Consider the following 18,560-nt stretch of genomic DNA (forward strand, 5'->3'; position numbering starts at 1 on the left):
TTTATAATTATAAAAAGCAAATAAAAAACCCTTTTACTTTTAAATGTAAAGCATTTTTCTTCTTTAAAATAATAATTTCATTTTTAAGCAGTTTTAAATTTTTATGAGACAATTTTATTTTCAAAAATAACAAGAGTTTATAAAAAATAAAAGCAAAAAATTAAAGGACAGCATTCTATTCAGCAATTGATAAAAGTTGTCATTTGCCCATTAGGTGTGTTTGTTTTTGTGCTTTATCTTTTAAGTATGATTATTGATAGTATGTTATGAGTAAAATTGAGAGTTGAACTAAAATATTGAATTTCAAAAAGCTGCCCCTTTGGACAGCTTTGTTTTTTTGTATTTAGTTGTGTGAATCACAAGGTTAAAACTTTTCCAAATCGATTATCTTGTTCGTTATTGAAAGCGGGCTTTTTCTGTGCGTTATGATAACTACAATCTTGCCTTGGTCGCCAAGTTTTTTTATGTTTTGCACAATTTTATCCTCAGTTTCATTGTCAAGAGCCGACGTAAACTCGTCAAGTATGATTAAGTCCTTGTCGCTGTAAAGAGCACGTGCAAGTGCGATTCTTTGTTTTTCTCCACCACTTAAATTTGCTCCCTTCGTTGCAAGCTCGTGGTTGAGCTTTCCGTCTTTTTTCTCGACAAGATTTGAAAGTTCGCTCTCCCTCAAAACATTTTCGTCGACAACTTCATTGTCAAATTGAATATTTCGAAGAATTGTATCTCTGAAAATAAACGGCTCCTGCTCAACAAGTGAAAGATTGTCATAGTAGCTCGAGCGATTGATTTTTCTGAGCTCAGTGTCATTCACAATGACCTCTCCGCTATATGTGTCCCAAATTTTGAGGATAATATCTATAATCGTCGACTTGCCGGAGCCCGACGGTCCAATGATGCCGACGATGTCGCCCTTTTCAAATTTGAAGTTCACGCTTTTAAGAACCGGCTTTTGGGAATCATACGAAAAAGAAACGTCTTTAAACTCGATCGAATCAATACTCTGAATCTTCTCTCCACTCTCTTCTTCCATATCGTCCTCAAGAAAACTCAAAACTCTGTCGCTCATCCCGAGACTAACGTTTATACCCGTGTACCAATCCGAAAGATTTGTCATAGGCTCGTACAAAAAGTCAAGATATGAATAAAAAGCAAAGAGATAGCCAAGTGTAAGTTGTCCCTTTATAATTAAAATCGCACCCGAAATAAGCACAAGTATCGGAAGGAGCGCCTTTGTAAATCCGCCCACGCCGTAACTTACTGCGGTGTATTTTTTTATATCCTTTGCCGAATCCGTATATTCATTTATTGTGTTTTTAAAATTATCGAGGAAAAATTTTTCCTTGCCATTGATTTTTATCTGCAAAACTCCGTTCAAATATTCCTGTACGGTTTCGGAAACTCTTGTAAAAAGTCGTCTCTCTTTGTTCGATGCCGTTCTTATTTTTTTGTCTATTCTATGGAATGTGAACGTGTATATCGGAACGATCAAAAGAGGTAAAATCGTGAGAATCGGGCTCATATAAAACATCAAAACCACGACAATTCCAATTCTCAGCACGTTTAAAATGAGCATGGGAAAACCGATTGAAATGTCGTACGAAAGAATTGACGTGTCGTGCAAAATTCTGTTGGTAAAATCCTCGTCATTCTCTTTGAAAAATTTTACATTCTTTTTGAGCGCAGCTTGGAGCATAATCGTTCTAAAATAGTTCAAATACTCCGTACTGTACATATGCCATATGTAGTTTTGCATCGAATTTAAAGTCGCATCTAAAAGTCCGATTATGATTAAAAGTGCTCCGAATTTTAAAATTTCGGAAATAGGCGCACTCACAGTTACCATATTGACGAGCTTTCCGATGAAAAATGGCATTATAGAGCCGATTAATATCGAAGCTGCGCAAAGTACTACGAGCCAAAATCGCCTTTTTCTAAAGGGTCCTATGTAGCCCAAAAGCTTTCTATATTTTTTAACCATCTTGCCCTCCTTGTATATAAATATTATAACACATTTCGCTTTAGTTTTCTCACATTTCTAACAAAGAACCCTTTTACTCCAATAAATTAAAAGGATTTTATTTTTTAAGATAAATAATTCTATTTTCAACTTACACAACTAAGAACTTGAAGCCAACAATAATAAAAAGAGAAAAAATAAAAATAGACTGTATATTTTTGCTAATGTTTTACTTCCCAACACATATTACACAGTCAAAAAAAGATGGATCAGCTCCATCTTTTAATCTTACATATTTTTATTCAAAGGCGAAGGGGATTTTTACTTCCACGCCCCGGTATCTTATCTTGAGGGTCTTTACCAAGGTAATTTCATCTGCCCTATTGTCGATGGCTGTTACCAGTGAACGCATCATGCTTCTTAAGTATCTTCTATTGGCTTCGTTGTTTTTAAAATCCTTATCAAAAGTCGCCTGGTCTCTTAGGTTTTCTGAAAACAAGTTTTCGTCTTTAAATTCTGGGCACTTGAAGTCTCCATTCATATAAGTCGAATTGGCCAAGGCATTGGCGTCTGCCCTTATTATTCTTAGCTCGTCTTCTGAGATCTGGTAGTCCATTTCTTCTGCTACTAGTTCTTGGATCATATTTTTTTGTTTGATGTTATTAAAAAGTCCAAACAAAAATAGGACTAGGACTATATAAATTAAAGTTTTTACTAGTGGTTTGGCCATATGAACATCCCATCTAAGGCAATTATAGCCTCTCTATCCCCGAGTTCTATCCGCAAAAAGTTATGATATTTTGTAGGGTTTTCAGAGTGTTTCTGTCTATAAGGTGTAATTGGATTTGTCGCCATATTGAAATCAGTCAGCGATTTTGGATTGACAAAATTTTTCAGCTGAATTCAGTGCATGTCCGCATAGACTTGGCTTTTTTCATTCCTATCCACCAAGAGCTCTACTTCTAAAAACCTTCTAGACTTGAAGAATACTGTGAAGTTTAAAGCCAAGAGGATAATAATTATTGGTAGGAAAAAAGCGTCTACTCTTGTAAATTTTTTATTTTCCATAAGTCCCTCCCAAATATTTCCTGCCTACAGCTTATCATATATGATCGTACTTTTTCAAGAATATGTGCTAAAGCTACTTGTCGTATTTGGCCCCCCGCATGGTTTTTTCTGCCCGATAAATGGCCTCCACCAGGACCAGGCTGGCCATGTGGTGGAGCATTGTCATCTTGCTTAGGGAAATTTTTTTGTATGACTTTATCATATCGTGGTCAAAGCCGTAAGAGCCTCCGATAATAAAGGTCAGCGTCTGTCCGATATTTTCGTTTTTTTCTATAAGATCCGTAAATTCATCAGTCGTAAACATTTTACCGCCAGCATCCATTATATAAATTTCCCCCTTGGCCCGGCTTAATGCGGCCTCGGTTTCCTTGGTCAGTTTTTCTGGCAGATTGCTTTCGTCGGATTTTAAGCTGACTTCTTTTAGCTCGATCAAGTCTATCTTTTGGTAGACAGAAGATCTTTTTATTAAATCGTTTATAATTACTCGATATTCTTTGGGGATTTTTCCTGTGGCAATAATCTCTATCATAATTCTATCAGCTCTCCTATGGCGTCCCTGTGGGAAATGCAAATTGGCAAGTCAATGCCTGCATCTGTCAACATGTTTTTAACCGTCATCAGGGCCAAGACCTCGTTGTTGTTGTCGTGGGACAAGTGACAGAGGACGATTTGCTTGGTCTTTTTGTCTATATTTTTAATTAAAAATTCTGCGCAGGCTACATTTGATAAATGGCCCTCGGTACTTGCAATCCTTCTCTTCAAATGCAGTGGATAAGGCCCATACTCCAGCATATTTAAATCATGGTTGGCTTCTATAAAAAACAAGGTCGACCCCTTGGTGGCTTCCATCGCCTCCTCGCTTACAAAACCCGTGTCCGTTATAATGGAAATTTTTTTGTTGCCGTAAATTGCAAAACCAATTGGGTCGATGGCATCGTGGCTAGTGGCGAAGGGTTTTATAAATAAATCCTTAATTGTAAACTCACCTTCAATAAATCTTCTATTGTGCTTGCCAATGTCCTTGATCGTCGTGGCTGCCGCCCCATGGGTCTTGGCCGTGGCGTAGATTGGTATGTCGTGCCGCCTGCTGATGACTCCCGCCCCGCAGATGTGGTCGGCGTGTTCGTGGGTTATTAAAATAGCGTCAATATCGTCGATATTAACGCCTATCATAGCCAAGCGACTGGCGGTCTGCTTGCCGTTTAGGCCGCAGTCGACTAAAATTTTTGTATCCTTGTATTCAATATATTGCACGTTACCAGTGGACCCACTTTGTAATGAACAAAATTTCATAATATCTCCTATTCTATAATTATGATTCGCCCATTGTCCAAACTTACACGGAGGGCAAGTTTGGCATCGCCGCTTAAAACCTTGTCTGGATTGTTGATATAAGGGATTTCGCTGGGGTCAAATGAATAGCAGTATTCAACGCCCGTCACCGTTCGTCCAGCCACACCCGTCATGTCAATTAGTTTTAAGAGCTTTCTCTTGGGATATTTAATTTCTAAATTATTTTTTACGCTGTCAACTCTAGCAAAGGACCGTCTGTCCATACTGACGACCCCGTTTTCATTTAAAACCAAATTTATATAAGCAAACTCCAAAATGAGATTGGTCTTTGAATCGACTTGTTCAAATTCCAAGTTAAATCTATCGTACTTGTTGTCGGAATTGGTCAGGCGCAGATTTTCTTCGCCGAATTTTTCTTTTAAAAAAGCCTTGCCAGCTTCCTCGGCTTCCTCGACAGTTTTTATCAGCTTGCCCTCTGGCTTTGGCGTATTTGTATAGCGGATATTTTTCCCCTGCATAAGGTCGACCCTCATGTCCCCTTGGGTGAAAGTCTTCAGTTCTTCGGTACCGCTAATAGTCGGCTTGTCGAAAAAAATCTCCTTGATTTCATCGTCTGTATAGACCTTGTAAACCAAACTCTTGCCTTCAAAAGTAGCTGGCTTTGGAATCTCAGCATCCAAATAAATATCGTGACCCTTTAAAATTTCGGCCAAGTCAAAGTCTTCATAGGCTGAGTGCTGGCGCTTGTACAGCATAGCCCCAAGAAAAATATTTAAAACAATAAAAACATATATCAGTTGTGTTTTAGCTCTTGCCCAGTCCATATCTACCTCGTACTCATTGTGGATAAGATGGCCCTGGTCTTGTCAGACTCGGCCTCCGTATAAATCAAAAAGGGATCACTGTTGTCCTTAAAGGCATTCCTATAATCGCTCGCATCTGCCCCCACGAAAAGTGAATCCGCTTTCTTCAAATACTTTGAGCTGTAATAAAAGCTCGTGACCTTGCCCCCAGAAATATTAACTGTAATTGGCAGGCCATTTGAAGCGAAAAACGGTAGGCTGGAATTGGCCAGATAAATCAGGGTGTTGTCCTCTGATTCATAAAGGCTTACTATCCTATAATTTGAAAAATTTACCGGAACTTTTTTTATAAAAGCCCTCAGCACTTTTAAAGTCTCATGCAAATTGGGTTTGACATCCACTTGCGGATCGACGGACAAATAATGTATGTCCCCATTTTCAAAAATTCTGAGTGACTCATCATTACTTGCATATAGATAGGAATCGTCTTCACGAATCTCAGCAACTTCCCTTTTTAAAAAGCCGTTTGCAATTTGCTGCCTATCGTCTGCAATATATGAGTCGACTGGATTTACAATATCAGCGTAAGAATCCACGCCCACGATTTTTGTAGGCATAAATCTTTCGTCAACTTCTACATATTTTTCATCATTGTTAAGAGGCATAGCCAAGCTGTACTTGGATGCAAATTCAAAAACGCCCTTGTCCGTTTGCAAGAGAATTTTCCCTTCGTTTGATATAAAAGCCCTGTCATAACTTTCGAATTCAAGCTTGGGGAGCTTTTCTTTGAAGCAAGCAAATAGCATGCCCACAGGCACGTCATAGGCAGAAATAATTAAAAAGCCCTGGTCCTTTAAGTCAGTCGAAACCAATTCATCGCCTATCCTTGTCGGATTTGCTCCGACCAAAGACGAAACGATAAGGGAATTTATCTCCTTGTTTGGGATTTCTCTCAAAAGTTCGCGGTTTGGATTTACCATGTACATGCGCTTGTAGCAAATAATTTCCGTTTCGTCCACGTCGATGGTCTCAAGAGTCACCTCTGGCTTGTCGAAAATCAGTTTGTAGGATAAAAACAAGGATAGGATAACCAGTAAAACTAAAAATAAAGTCTTATGCCTCTCCATCCTTATCCTCCCTTTCAAAAGAAATCGTAAAGATAGAGCCCTTGGCAACTTCGCTTTCCAAACTGATATCGCCCTTCATGGCGTCGACCATTTCCTTGGCTATGGCAAGGCCCAAACCTGTGCCACCCATGGCCCGCGACCTGGATTTTTCGACCCGGTAAAATCTTTCAAAAATTCTGGCCTGGTCTTTTTTGGCAATACCCATGCCGTTGTCCTTGACAGAAATATAATTCTTTCTACCGTCAGTCCAAGTTCCAACATTTATAATTCCACCTGATGGAGTGTACTTAACTGCATTTGAAATTAAATTTATAACAACTTGCAGCAAATCTTCTTCGTTAGCAAATGAATGCAAGTCCTCTGTAAAATCTGTATAAAGGGCTTGGTTTTTATCAGCAATTGCCATCTTCATCCGCTCTGCAGCTGACTTGGCAATGTCTGTTAGATTAACCAGCTTAAGCTCTTTTTCCTCTGACGAATATTCCAGGGTTGTGAGAGTCAAAAGATCAGAAACAATGTGGGCCATCCGATCTGATTCTTGGTCGATGACCTCCAAGAAATTCATCTTGGTCTCCTCGTCCACAGGATATTTCATGAGGGTTTCTGCATAAGATTTGATAGATGTAATTGGAGTTTTTAATTCATGGCTAACATTGGCCACAAATTCCCTTCTCATTTCCTCAAGCTTACGCTCCTTGGTCATGTCTTGGTAGACGACAATAACGCCGCCAACATTTAAGTTACGGTCTTCAAAAGGCGCGTAAATAAATCTGTAACTCTTGTTGTGGAGTTTAATGTCGCCTTCGCCTTCCAGGGAAAATGGATTTGCAAAGTTAATTGAGCTAAGGCCCATATCAGCGAGTCTGAGATCCAAATTTTTAGGTTCTACATCCAGCGGCTGGTCAAAAAGTTCGCGGGCCCGGTCGTTTAAGTGAATTATTTTTCTGTTGGAGTCAATAGCCACAACCCCTTCGATCATTTGGTTAAAGATGGTATCCAACTTGGCCCTTTCAATCTCCGTCCGCTCAATATTGCGTTTGAGTTCGGCCGCCAAATAGTTAAACATATCTGCGAAACGACCCATCTCGTCGTTTGATTTTACCTTTATACGCTCGTCAAAATTACCCTCACTCATGCTCTTGGCAACTTCTGTAGCCTTTACGATAGGGCTGGTAATTCCGTTTGAGATTATAAAGGAAAGTATAATTGTAATGCCCAGGGCGATGAGGCCTGAGTCCAGCATAATCCTGTTGGCCCGGGTGATGGTGTTTGAAATATTTGAAAGGTCCATAACAGAATAGACCAGGCCCTTGACGTTTGAGCTTTCGTTTACAATAGGAATGACCAAGTGGGCCTCCCTGTGGGTATCCGTTTCTATAACATCAAAAACCTTCTCACCCAAATAACCCCTCTTTATTAAAGCGGGGTTAAGTTTCTCAATAGTATATACATTTGTGCCCTGCAGGTCGATTGCATCTGCAGTTTTTGACGCAAGGATATTTTCAAAATCCTCGCTGCCTATGATGTAAATATCTTCATCATTTTGAAAACCCCGATCGCTAAGGACGGTTTGCAACCACCTTTGATTGGGATCTAATATGTCATCTTGAAAGGAAAATCCAGTAGTAATTAAAGAATTAATTTGATTTGTAACGTTATCCTTCTTCTCTTCTATCAAAGAAGCTTCCAGCCTGCCAGTGATTGACGAGGCAACCACCAAAAGCACAGCCAAAACCAAGAGAAAATAAACGGCAACAAACCTCCACTTGATCGATTTCATCCTAGCCTCCGAAGTAGTAGCCGGCCCCTCTTTTTGTAATTATATACTTGTAGGAACCTTCATCTGCTTCGTCTTCAATTTTTTGACGGAGACGCCTAATAGTAACGTCAACTGTCCTGATGTCACCATAGTATTCGTAGCCCCAAACATCTTGCAAAAGTTGCTCGCGGGTGAAAACTTGGTTGGGACTTTCAGATAAATATTTTAAGAGCTCGTACTCACGCATGGTGAGATTTACTGGCTGGCCATTTTTTCTGACCTCATACTTGCCAGTGTCGATTACAAGCTCGCCAAAAACGCGCTCGTCATCCATAACCTCTTCGGTCACAGAAAGCCTACGCAAATTGGCCTTGACCCTAGCAATAAGCTCTCTCATTGAATAAGGTTTTACAATGTAGTCATCAGCTCCAAGCTCTAGGCCCAGAACCTTGTCCACTTCCTCTTCCTTAGCTGTAAGCATAATAATAGGGAAGAAATATTTTTTCCTAAGTTCCTTTAGAACTTCAAAACCGTCGATACCTGGCATCATAACATCCAAGAGCATTAGATCGCAAGCTTTCTTATCCACTTCCTTGAGGGCTTCATAGCCATCTGCAAGTGCGACTACCTCATAGCCCTCTTTTTCTAAATTGAATTTCACTATATCGGTAATAACTTTCTCGTCGTCAACGCAGTAAATTAAATTAGCCATTGATCCTCCTTTGTAAAATCTGTTTACGTCTTCAAATAGCTTATAAGTAAAAATATCTATTGGCGCGAATGAGAGGGATCGAACCCCCAACCTTTCCCGTCGGAGGGGAACGCTCTATCCAATTGAGCTACATTCGCTTGCCAGGCTAATAAAAATATGGCGTGCTTGAGAGGAATCGAACCCCCGACCTACGCCTTAGGAGGGCGCCGCTCTATCCAACTGAGCTACAAGCACATACATATCTACAGGATATTATACCATTTACCCTGCAAAAAATCAAATACAGAAAAAAGTAAGAGGCCATGCCTTTTGGAAAAAATGTTTCGATTTTAATTTAAAAGTGAGATGCTGCATGTTTTGGAAAAATAATTACGTTTTTAATTTGAAAGTAAATGGTCAGGTCTTTTTAAATTCTTTTTGTCTTTTCAAAATTAAAATAAGACGCCAAACCTTTTGGAAAAATAATTTCGATTTTTATTTAAAAGTTAGCGTACCCGATTTTCGAAAAAATAATTACGTTTTTATTTTAAGAATGATTAGCTGAATATCATTGAAAAATTTTATCATTTGCCAGACTAGAAGAAATCAGATAGATATTTTTGCAACATAAAAATTTACAGCTAATGGTCTTTAAAAATTAAGAACGAACAGCTAAAAACTCTTGAATAATAATGGTTAAATTCTAAATGTTATACATTTTTTTACTTTTAAATAATAAAAGCAAGATAATATTTGCCTTTAAATTTCTTTGAAAAAAATTATCTGTAAGAATTTTTTTAAAACATGACCAGATAAATTTAACTAACAAAAAACTCCCAGTCCATTAAATGAACTTGGGAGCTTGTATTAGTTTTATTTAGTTTTTATTTTTTCTATTGCAACTCTTTCGATTAGGCCGGCCCGCATCTCTACAATTGCTATATCATAGCCTTGGTATTCGTAGGTCTCGCCTTCTTTAATTTCTTTGCCTTCCCTCTTGCTGAGCTCATAGATTAAACCGCCAAGGGTGTTTTGCTTGGTGTCCAAATCGATGCCGTAGAGTTCTTTGAGGTCAAAGAAATTTATACCGGCGGAAATGCTTCCGTCCTTGTCAGATTTTTTGTAAGACTTAACCGTAAAGAATTTCAAAACTACAAAGACCAAGACAATTGATACTGTTCCCAAGAGAATCTCTGTCATATTGTCTGCGTAGACTAGCATCTTACGAGCGATAACATAGAGGACAAGGGTCAGGATGGATTCGTTTTGGTGGTTTATAATCATGGCCACCAATTCCAAGCCGACTACCAACATAAGAGTATGCTTGATAAATTCTGAAAATATTGCGTATGAATATGCGCTGTCCGTGGACTTTACATAAAGGACTATATACCTGAGGACATCTGGTATCCCGCCGATAACAGCCACCAGTACTATAAGGCTGATGACGATTTCCACGGCGTGGGCTGCTTTTCTGGTAAATGAATTTATATCTGGCTTCATAATTCCCTCCAATGTCTGTTCTTGAATTTATTATAACATAAAACTCCTTTAAATTATACAAAGGGTCATAAAAATTATTTCAAAAACTTCAACAATTGTCCCATAGACATCCCCAGTTAAGCCGCCAAGTTTTCTATAAATCGGTATTAGCAAAATACAAATGATCCCTGTCGTATAAAGAACTCGGATGGCCATCCATGAATTAAAATAAAAAGCAAGGGCAAGGGTGCAGATAAAAGCAAGAGTGGCCGGCCACTTTTTGGTGCAAGAATGAAAATAGGCGGCAAGGCCTGTGTCCTTGGCTGTCTTTATATAGGTCAAAAAAATTCCTGCAACAGCTCGAGCAAAAACTGGGGCCAAATAAATGCCCCAAGGATTTGGTCCGATTAGATTTGCAATCGAATAATACTTAAAGGCAAGGGCTAAAACGATGGCCATTACTCCAAAGGCACCTATGTGGGAGTCGTCCATGATCTTTAAGGTCTCTTCTCGATTTTTCCGTGCGGAAAATCCGTCAACTGTGTCCGACAGGCCGTCAAAGTGGAGGCCTCCAGTTATAAGTATCCAGGCCAGTAAAATCATGAGACTAATGTTTACATTCGTCTGAGCAAATATCCTTGCCACAAAGTAAAGGACTACGCCAATTGCCCCACCAACTATCGGAAAAAACAAGAGCGAATATTTAATATTTTTCTCGTCCCATTCGATATTTATTGGCAAATAAAATCTGGTTAAAAATTGAAAGGCGACTATTATTCCCTGCAAAAATTTCATTTGAGTCTCACCTCATAGCCCATAACGATTAGATAGGCCCGGTCGCAAATCTCCGCCACCCGACGGTTGACTCGGCCGACTATGTCCCGGTAGGACCTGGCGACCTTGTTTTCAGGCACAATGGCCGATCCCACTTCGTTGGTCACGAGGACCAGATTTTTATTTTGCTCACGGATTTCGTAAATCAAATTTGCAATTTCCAAATAGGCCTTGTCTTCGATTTTTTTAATCAAATCTGCCGTCAAGTCCTCTTCATCCTTGGACAAGTCGTACATAATATTGCTGATTAAAATGGTCATGCAGTCCAAAAGATAATTGGCCTCGGTCCCCAAGGCATTGTGAAGGTCGGTGTAGCCCTCATAGGTCCGCCAATTTTGATTGCGGCTTTCCTTGTGAAGCTTGACCCGGTTTTCCATTTCATCATCGGCCACTATTGATGTGGCAATATAGCAAACGTCATCTGTGTGGGCGTAAAGGCTTTCGGCAAAATCGCTTTTGCCCGACCGCGCGCCCCCTGTTACAATCGTAATCATTGGTCCTCCCTTATATCGTAAAGGACGTCGTCAATATAAACGTCGTCCCACCTGCCCATGTTTTCCAGGGCGTAAATGCCAGAGTCAATCATCTTTATCATAAGCGGACAGCCTGTCCCCTCGCCCAAACGCATGGACAAAAACAGGGGCGGATTGACGCCTAAAAAATCCGTTAGAATTTTCATTTGCCTTTCGGCGGACATGTGGGATGGGATGAGATAATCTTTTACATGATCATTTAATTTGATAGCTGCGGCTGCGGCGACGGCAGAAATAAATCCGTCGATTATAATTGGCTTTTGCTCGTAGGCTGCCTTTAAAAATACGCCCACAAGGCCAGCGATATCATAGCCGCCAACCGTCCTAAGTATTTCAAAAATATCTTTGTTATATAAAACATATTTTTCAATTGAATCGTCAATGACCCTTATTTTTTTCCTGTAGCCTTCGTCGTCCAGGCCACCGCCCAAGCCCACAGTTTCCTTTGCACTGAGTTTCATAAGAGCGGCCATAACTGCAGACGAAGTTGTGGTGTTGCCAATGCCCAGCTCCCCAGTTCCATAAATATCTGCAGGATACTTATCGACCATTTCAAAACCAGTTGTAATTGCTTGAAAGAGTTCGTCCATGGTCATGGCAGGTTCGATGGCAAAGTTTTTAGTCTCAGGATTTATTCGCCTATTTTCAACGACGACTTCAGATAATTTTTTAATTTCGTTTTCATTTCTAGTTCCCAAGTCGACTACAATTAGTTGCATGTCAGCGTTTCTACAAAGTGAAGCACAGCCAGTCTTCCCCCTCATCATGGACATGACGAGTTGTGATGTCAAATCAGGATAGCCAGATGAAATTCCTTCAGCAATGACCCCGTTGTCGCTGGCCATGCAAATCAAAACGCGTTTTTTTATTGATGGGATGGCTCTTCCTTGAATGTTTGCGATTTTTATTGTGGCCTTTTCCAGTTCGCCCAAACTTCCAAGGGGATGAGCAATTGAATCCCATTCTTTATTTGCCAAATCTGATTTTTCAACTGGCCTAATGCCCTCAATTATTTTTTCGATTTTTTCTTGCACGGTAGTCCTCCATCTTTTTCGCGACTTCCTCTAGGCTGTAGCCGTCTTCAATATTTCTCTTAATTACAATTGGCAGTGCACCAAAGTCCAGGGCCGCCTGAATTTTTTCGTCAATTCCAGACCCGTCTCCGCTGTCCTTGGTGACCAGGTAATCAGCCTTAATCATGCCCAGCATGGCCATATTCATATCATAAGTAAAGGGTCCGACCATGGCGATGATATTGTTTATTTTTACTCCAATTTCTGTCAGAGCTTTTACAGAGGCGACAGTCGGCAAAATCCTAAAGACAAAGCGATTGTTTCCTTGTATAGCAAAAAATTCGTCCGCCCTCTTGGAACCGGTTGTAAACAAAAAATTTCCTTTTAATTTTTTTATGATTTCAAAAGAATCCTCATAAGATTTTGCATAAATAATCCTCTGGTCCTCAACCCTTCTGCCAGCTCGAACAAATCTCAAGAGGGGGATGCCCAAACGCTCACTCATCATAGCCAGGGACTCGGAAATCCTCGTCGCAAAGGGATGGGTCAGGTCGACAATTAAATTTATGTCGTGAGCTTTTACAAAATCTGGAATTGTCTCCCGCAAAACCGGGCCCACCAAAACTCTGGCGTCTTCTGGCAAAAATTCCCTGCCCTCATCCGTGGCAACAGTTATTAAAATGTCCTCGTAAGTTCCCAAGAGGTCTAAGAGCTCTCGGGTCTCATGGGTTCCCCCTGCTATCCAAATCATAAGTTCCTGTAACCCCTTGGCGTAATCATCTTGCCATTTGCAACAAAGGTCTCTGAGTTGCCGACGATTACGATTGTCTTCATATCCACGGTCTCGTAGTCAATGTCATCTAAAGTCGTAATCGTTGTTTCAGTTCCCGGTCTACCAGAATCTTTGACAATGCCGACTGGCGTTGATCCCTTTTGATATTTTTTTATCAAATCAAAGGCATTTTTCAAATGGTCCTTCCTGGTCTTTGAACGCGGATTGTAAAGGGCAATTACAAAATCGCCTTGGGCAGCCAGGTCCACCCTCTTCATAATTAAATCATAAGGGGTTAGCAAATCTGACAGAGAAATTGTCGCAATGTCGTGCATAATCGGCGCACCCAAATCTGCGGCTGCAGAAAATTGTGCGCTAACACCCGGCACAACGACGACTTCAACGTCTGCCTTTCTCTCTTCGACCAGTTCATAAATCGGACCAGCCATGCCGTAGAGTCCGGCATCGCCAGTTGAAATAATAGAAACATTTTTGCCCTCAAGTGCAATATCAATGGCCTGATTACAGCGTTCGATTTCACCTGTCATCCCAGTTGAAAAAGTTTCCCTGTCGCCAATCAAGTCTTCGATGTATTCCAAATATGGTTTGTAGCCAACTAGGGCCTGGGAATCTTCAATTGCGTGGACAGCCTCTGGAGTCATCCTCTCACGGCCACCTGGGCCAATTCCAATTACATATAATTTCATCTTTCACCTCAAATATATTTTCTTGCCAGCGAAACGGTAACCCCATTTTCACTGTATTTGTCTACTAATAATTCATCTGCGCCAAGCATGGCCGACCTGGACGAAACAGCGTCCACTCCTGTGGTCTGGGCCACAAAGTCGCTGGTCTTAAAGTCCCCTTGAACTTTTAAAAGCGTTTCCGAATCATAGGTTATAAATTTTCTGTTGAAAAAATTCGCCAACTCAACTATGCCTGCCTCATCTTTTTTTAAGTCAATAGACCTAAACTCGGCTATGGATTTCATAGAAATTTTAGAAATGTCAAAAGCATTTTTAACTGCCATGTAAATTTCCTCAAAAGTCTTGCCCCGTTTGCAACCCACGCCTACGTAAATGTCGAGGGGTCGCAGATAGGTGACTGGCAGGTCGGTCTCTATAAAATAATCGCCAACGACCAGAGCCGCCTGGGCTTTTTCTATATCTTTTGTAATAAACTCGTAAGGGTATTTCATAGACGTATTGGTCGAATAATAAAGGTCCTTGCCCTCGACCACACGCCCCATTACGGCGGCAATTGTCGACAAGTCTTCTATAATCAAATTGTTTTCCTTGGCAAACATATCAATGGCCGGCACATTTAAAACATCGGATGCAGTCGTGATAACTGGTGTCGCTCCAATACGGTCGGCAATTCTCTTGGCAACTTCATTTGCCCCGCCCAAGTGGCCGGATAATAAGGAAATTACAAAATTTCCTCCCTCGTCAATGACGATCACAGCCGGGTCAACATCCTTGGACTTAATATAGGGAGCGATGTAGCGGACCGCAATCCCAGTCGCAGAAATAAAGACAATGTTTTTGTAGTCCCTCATGATCTGCGCCATCATGGGTTTTATTTTTTTGTCCTTGTTGTAAAAATAATCTCCGGCCAAGCGAATTTTGTTGGCCAGGTTTTTCCCGCCCTCTGTAAAAAATATGACGGCTAAATTATTTTTTGCCATCTCTGTATCCAGTTGTAAATGACGGGTCATAGAGCTTGGAGTATTCGAAATCAGTGTCCAAGAAATCTCCCACCAGAATTTGCGCCTGGCGATTTATGTCCGCGTCCTTAACTTTTTCTGCAATGTCATCCAGTGTCCCCTTGACGATTTTTTCATCCGGCCAAGAAGCCCTATATACTACAGCAATCGGCGTATCCTTATTGTAGGCGGTCAATAACTCGTCCACGACTTCTGAAATTTTTTGGACAGATAAGAATATAGCCATGGATGCCCTGTGGGAAGCAAGTTTTTTTAACTCTTCCTTTTCAGGCACAGGAGTCCGGCCAGAAATCCTGGTTAAAATTATCGTTTGACTTACACCTGGCAAGGTCATTTCTTTTTTGACCGCAGCATTTGCAGCCACAAAAGATGAAACGCCAGGGACAACTTCATAGGAAATATTTTCCCTGTCCAACTCTCTCATCTGCTCGCCAATGGCCCCGTAGATACTTGGGTCGCCTGTGTGCAAACGGACGACGACCTTGCCTGCCTTGTGGGCAGCTAGCATTACATCCATGACTTCGCCCAGATGCATGGTTGCTGAATCGTAAAACTCGCATGTCTCTTTGCAAAATTTCAAATGGTCTGGCGTAACCAAACTGCCAGCGTAGATGACCACGTCAGCCCTTTCAAGTAAGTCCCGGCCGCGGATTGTAATTAGATCAACAGCGCCCGGTCCTGCTCCAACAAAATAAATCATTTTACACCTCTTAATATAAAAATGGGGTTGTTGCCCCTCATCATTCCAATTTTATCGACCTTAGAGCTTTGAATTAAATTTATCTCCACGTCTTTAAACAAGTCCTTCATTGCCGCCTGGGCTTGGCCAACATTTTTTAAAAGAATAAAGCTCATGGCCAAAACTCCGCCCGGCCTTAGTCTGTCGTGAGAAATTTTTATTAATTCCTCCAGTTTGCCCCGGGACCCGCCAATAAAAATCCTATCGAAATCTTGATCTGGAATTCCCTCGGGCGCCATGGCTTGGATGACGTCTACCTTCACGCCAAACTTGTCTGCATTTTCTTTTATGAGTCTTACGCCCTCGTCCACGCACTCAATGGCAGTGGCCTTGGCACCGCGCATGGCCGCTTCAATTGTAATCGACCCCGTGCCTGCGCCTATGTCCAAAAAGTCCTGGCCCTCCTCTATATCAAGGGCGTCCATAATAAAGACGCGGACTTCGCGTTTGGTCATGGGGACCTCACCCCTTATAAATAATTCGTCATCTATTGCTCGCATAAAACCACCACACATACTGCCAGAGGGCTTGGCTCTTGGCCAGTCTCCCCTAAGTCAAATTCTTCTATCAATTCGTCTTCATAGGATAAATTATAGCCTGCAAAAACTTTTCCTTTTCTGCCCAATTTAAATAATTCTTGGGAAATTCTGTTGGGAGTCATTTCCTTATCAGTCAAAAAAATCGTGTCCCTATTTATATTTTTCAAATCGTAGTCCCGTCCGTGAAGGCTGACCAAATCCATGTCATGCCAGGATTTTTTAATGGCCGCCGCCATGCACTGGATGGATGAGATGCCCGGATAAATTTTCCCCAGGACTCCCATCTTTTTTATATATTCGCTAATCCCGTAAAACATTGGGTCGCCAGAAGCCAAGACAAGAGCATTAGCCTCCTTGTAAGCGTCGACTTCTTTCAGGGTTTTTATTTCAATAATGTCAGGCCTAATGTCACTTAGGCTTTCCTTGACCCGCTTAAAGGCCAAAACTTTTTCATAAGTTTTGATGGCCTCCAAGACCTGGCCGGTAATTAAATTTATATTACCAGGTCCAACTCCTGCCACATCAATCATCGACAAGGCCTCCTTCCATAGAATATATATAGACCCTGATATTTAAATCTGGATCCTTCAAATATCTTTTAATCCTCGCCTCGGCCCCCCTTTGCATTTCGATAATGGCTTCCTTGTAGCCAGATTCGACGCAAAGATTCATGGCCTCCTCGGCTGTGTTTAAAGATAAAACTTTCATAATAAAATCTCTGGGCGCGCCCAGCAAAAATAAATAAAAGGCAAAGGCCTCCATGCGGGTGTCGCAATTTTTGCTGTGGGTGTTAAAAATTCCCAGCGACAACTTGGAAAACTTTCCAATATGTCCAAGTAGAGTAATATTTCTAAAGCCAGCCTGGTAGGCATATTTCAAAGCGTCGCCAATATAATTGGACATCTGCACATGAGGTAGGTCCAGCTTGTAGGCCTCACGCATTTTCTCCCCATAATTGCCGGGCACCAGGAGAATATTGTCAGTCCCATGCTCTTCCTTGACCACATTTACTTCCAGCTCAATGGTCTTTAAGAGGGCGTCCTCGCTCATGGGATGGACGATTCCAGTTGAACCGATTATGGAAATCCCTCCCACAATGCCCAGATTGGAATTGTAAGTCCTCTTGCCGACCGTTTCTCCGTCTGGAACGAAGATAATAATTTCGTAATTATCATCCGAGACAGATTGAACAGCTTGCAAAATCATTTTCTTGGGCACGGGATTAATAGCCTTCTCGCCAATTTCTCCGTACAAGCCTTTTTTTGTAATGGTCCCAATGCCCACTCCGCCGTCAATGGTCGTAGGGTTTTGAGTTTTGCGGATTTTTGCGTAGATTAAAATCTTGTCTGTCACATCTGGGTCGTCGCCCGAATCTTTTCTGATAGCAGCGACCGCCCATTCGCCATCCATGTGGAGGTCCAAAACATCCAGGTCCACATCAATGCCAGCCGGCGTTAAAATATTTATTTTTTCTCTTTGCTCGCCTTCCAGCAAAAGGGCTCCTGCATAGGCCGCGCCAGCTGCGCAAGTCCCAGTAGTATAGCCCAAGCGAAGGCCGTTTTCATAAAGTTCCATTACTTGGTCGCGTAAATATCTTGGCGGTTGTTCTCGTAAAGGATGGCGTTAATAATCGAAGCCGCAACATTTGAACCGCCCTTGGTTCCCACGGTTGTAATTTGTGGAACGTCAACAGTCCTGAGCTCTTCTTTGGATTCAGCCGCCCCGACAAAACCAACTGGGACCCCGATTACAAATAATGGATCGCACTTGCCTTCTCTGATGAGCTCGATCAAACGGAAGAGGGCTGTGGGTGCATTGCCAATGGCAAACATACGTATCCCCCGTTCAACTGCCTCTTCAATGGCAATGAGGCTGCGAGTTGTGCCACGTTCTTTGGCCTTAGCCGCAAGGTCCTTGTCGCTAACCAAGGTTATTATATCGCAAGACGCTGCAGCCAGGGCCGGCTTGTTGACGCCAGCGATTATCATATTGGTATCAGAATAAATGGTCCCACCGTTTTTGATGGCCTCCAGGGCTTTAGCTGAAAAATTATTTTTAAAAGAAATTATATGCCTGTAGTCCACGTCGCCTGTCGTGTGAATCATCCGCCTGGCAATCTGTAGGTCCAGGCCTTCGAAATTAACATCCTTAAGGGATTCGTCAATTATATCCATCGATTTGTTTTCAATTTCCATTGGTTTTTTTATATACATATAGTCTC

General features: G+C 41.4%; 21 protein-coding genes and 2 tRNA genes. All 23 read right to left on the reverse strand.

Annotated elements, in window-relative coordinates; all coding sequences use genetic code 11:
• Window positions 1–364 precede the first annotated feature (364 nt).
• Window positions 365–1,981, reverse strand: a complete 1,617-nt coding sequence (locus AC6FXG_RS06790) for an ABC transporter ATP-binding protein (RefSeq protein WP_500572084.1) — start codon at window positions 1,979–1,981, stop codon at window positions 365–367.
• 277 nt (window positions 1,982–2,258) lie between these two features.
• Entirely contained in the window at window positions 2,259–2,690 is a 432-nt protein-coding gene (locus AC6FXG_RS06795; protein WP_500572085.1) for a hypothetical protein, read from the reverse strand.
• A gap of 173 nt (window positions 2,691–2,863) precedes the next feature.
• Window positions 2,864–3,028, reverse strand: a complete 165-nt coding sequence (locus AC6FXG_RS06800; protein ID WP_500572086.1) for a hypothetical protein — start codon at window positions 3,026–3,028, stop codon at window positions 2,864–2,866.
• 73 nt (window positions 3,029–3,101) lie between these two features.
• Window positions 3,102–3,557, reverse strand: a complete 456-nt coding sequence (locus tag AC6FXG_RS06805) for a 23S rRNA (pseudouridine(1915)-N(3))-methyltransferase RlmH (RefSeq protein ID WP_500572087.1) — start codon at window positions 3,555–3,557, stop codon at window positions 3,102–3,104.
• Window positions 3,554–4,321: an MBL fold metallo-hydrolase gene (locus AC6FXG_RS06810; RefSeq protein WP_075574574.1), complete on the reverse strand. Its 768-nt coding sequence runs from the start codon at window positions 4,319–4,321 to the stop codon at window positions 3,554–3,556. Before AC6FXG_RS06810 ends, AC6FXG_RS06805 begins: the two co-directional genes overlap by 4 nt.
• Window positions 4,322–4,329: 8 nt before the next feature.
• On the reverse strand, window positions 4,330–5,145 hold the full coding sequence (locus AC6FXG_RS06815; protein ID WP_500572088.1) for a two-component system regulatory protein YycI: 816 nt from the start codon (window positions 5,143–5,145) through the stop codon (window positions 4,330–4,332).
• A 2-nt stretch (window positions 5,146–5,147) separates the two neighbouring features.
• A complete protein-coding gene (locus AC6FXG_RS06820) occupies window positions 5,148–6,251 on the reverse strand; it encodes a hypothetical protein (protein WP_500572089.1) in 1,104 nt (367 codons plus the stop codon).
• On the reverse strand, window positions 6,238–8,031 hold the full coding sequence (locus tag AC6FXG_RS06825) for an ATP-binding protein (RefSeq protein ID WP_500572090.1): 1,794 nt from the start codon (window positions 8,029–8,031) through the stop codon (window positions 6,238–6,240). The genes AC6FXG_RS06820 and AC6FXG_RS06825 overlap by 14 nt, the downstream gene beginning before the upstream one ends.
• 1 nt (window position 8,032) lies before the next feature.
• Window positions 8,033–8,722, reverse strand: coding sequence for a response regulator (locus AC6FXG_RS06830; RefSeq protein ID WP_075574570.1), 690 nt, complete (start codon window positions 8,720–8,722; stop codon window positions 8,033–8,035).
• 60 nt (window positions 8,723–8,782) lie between these two features.
• A tRNA-Arg gene (locus AC6FXG_RS06835) sits at window positions 8,783–8,859 on the reverse strand.
• Between the two features lie 20 nt (window positions 8,860–8,879).
• Window positions 8,880–8,956, reverse strand: a tRNA-Arg gene (locus tag AC6FXG_RS06840).
• Window positions 8,957–9,574: 618 nt separating this feature from the next.
• Window positions 9,575–10,204 carry a transporter associated domain-containing protein gene (locus tag AC6FXG_RS06845; protein ID WP_500572091.1) on the reverse strand — a complete coding sequence of 210 codons (630 nt, stop codon included), beginning with the start codon at window positions 10,202–10,204 and terminating at the stop codon, window positions 9,575–9,577.
• 48 nt (window positions 10,205–10,252) lie between these two features.
• Window positions 10,253–10,978, reverse strand: a complete 726-nt coding sequence (gene cobS, locus AC6FXG_RS06850; protein ID WP_500572092.1) for an adenosylcobinamide-GDP ribazoletransferase — start codon at window positions 10,976–10,978, stop codon at window positions 10,253–10,255.
• Window positions 10,975–11,511, reverse strand: a complete 537-nt coding sequence (gene cobU / locus AC6FXG_RS06855; protein WP_500572093.1) for a bifunctional adenosylcobinamide kinase/adenosylcobinamide-phosphate guanylyltransferase — start codon at window positions 11,509–11,511, stop codon at window positions 10,975–10,977. Before cobU ends, cobS begins: the two co-directional genes overlap by 4 nt.
• On the reverse strand, window positions 11,508–12,584 hold the full coding sequence (gene cobT, locus AC6FXG_RS06860) for a nicotinate-nucleotide--dimethylbenzimidazole phosphoribosyltransferase (RefSeq protein ID WP_500572094.1): 1,077 nt from the start codon (window positions 12,582–12,584) through the stop codon (window positions 11,508–11,510). Before cobT ends, cobU begins: the two co-directional genes overlap by 4 nt.
• Window positions 12,556–13,314: a precorrin-6A reductase gene (gene cobK, locus AC6FXG_RS06865; RefSeq protein WP_500572095.1), complete on the reverse strand. Its 759-nt coding sequence runs from the start codon at window positions 13,312–13,314 to the stop codon at window positions 12,556–12,558. Before cobK ends, cobT begins: the two co-directional genes overlap by 29 nt.
• Window positions 13,311–14,042: a precorrin-3B C(17)-methyltransferase gene (gene cobJ, locus AC6FXG_RS06870; RefSeq protein WP_500572096.1), complete on the reverse strand. Its 732-nt coding sequence runs from the start codon at window positions 14,040–14,042 to the stop codon at window positions 13,311–13,313. The genes cobK and cobJ overlap by 4 nt, the downstream gene beginning before the upstream one ends.
• Window positions 14,043–14,050: 8 nt before the next feature.
• Window positions 14,051–15,022: a cobalt-precorrin 5A hydrolase gene (locus AC6FXG_RS06875; protein ID WP_500572097.1), complete on the reverse strand. Its 972-nt coding sequence runs from the start codon at window positions 15,020–15,022 to the stop codon at window positions 14,051–14,053.
• Complete coding sequence (gene cobM, locus AC6FXG_RS06880) at window positions 15,009–15,761, reverse strand: precorrin-4 C(11)-methyltransferase (protein WP_500572098.1); 753 nt, start codon at window positions 15,759–15,761, stop codon at window positions 15,009–15,011. The genes AC6FXG_RS06875 and cobM overlap by 14 nt, the downstream gene beginning before the upstream one ends.
• On the reverse strand, window positions 15,758–16,300 hold the full coding sequence (gene cbiT / locus AC6FXG_RS06885) for a precorrin-6Y C5,15-methyltransferase (decarboxylating) subunit CbiT (protein ID WP_075574561.1): 543 nt from the start codon (window positions 16,298–16,300) through the stop codon (window positions 15,758–15,760). The genes cobM and cbiT overlap by 4 nt, the downstream gene beginning before the upstream one ends.
• Window positions 16,288–16,869, reverse strand: coding sequence for a precorrin-6y C5,15-methyltransferase (decarboxylating) subunit CbiE (cbiE, locus tag AC6FXG_RS06890; RefSeq protein ID WP_500572099.1), 582 nt, complete (start codon window positions 16,867–16,869; stop codon window positions 16,288–16,290). The genes cbiT and cbiE overlap by 13 nt, the downstream gene beginning before the upstream one ends.
• On the reverse strand, window positions 16,862–17,914 hold the full coding sequence (gene cbiD, locus AC6FXG_RS06895; protein WP_500572100.1) for a cobalt-precorrin-5B (C(1))-methyltransferase CbiD: 1,053 nt from the start codon (window positions 17,912–17,914) through the stop codon (window positions 16,862–16,864). The genes cbiE and cbiD overlap by 8 nt, the downstream gene beginning before the upstream one ends.
• Complete coding sequence (locus tag AC6FXG_RS06900; protein ID WP_500572101.1) at window positions 17,914–18,552, reverse strand: precorrin-8X methylmutase; 639 nt, start codon at window positions 18,550–18,552, stop codon at window positions 17,914–17,916. The genes cbiD and AC6FXG_RS06900 overlap by 1 nt, the downstream gene beginning before the upstream one ends.
• Between the last annotated feature and the right edge of the window lie 8 nt (window positions 18,553–18,560).

This window comes from Ezakiella massiliensis (genome assembly GCF_059862345.1).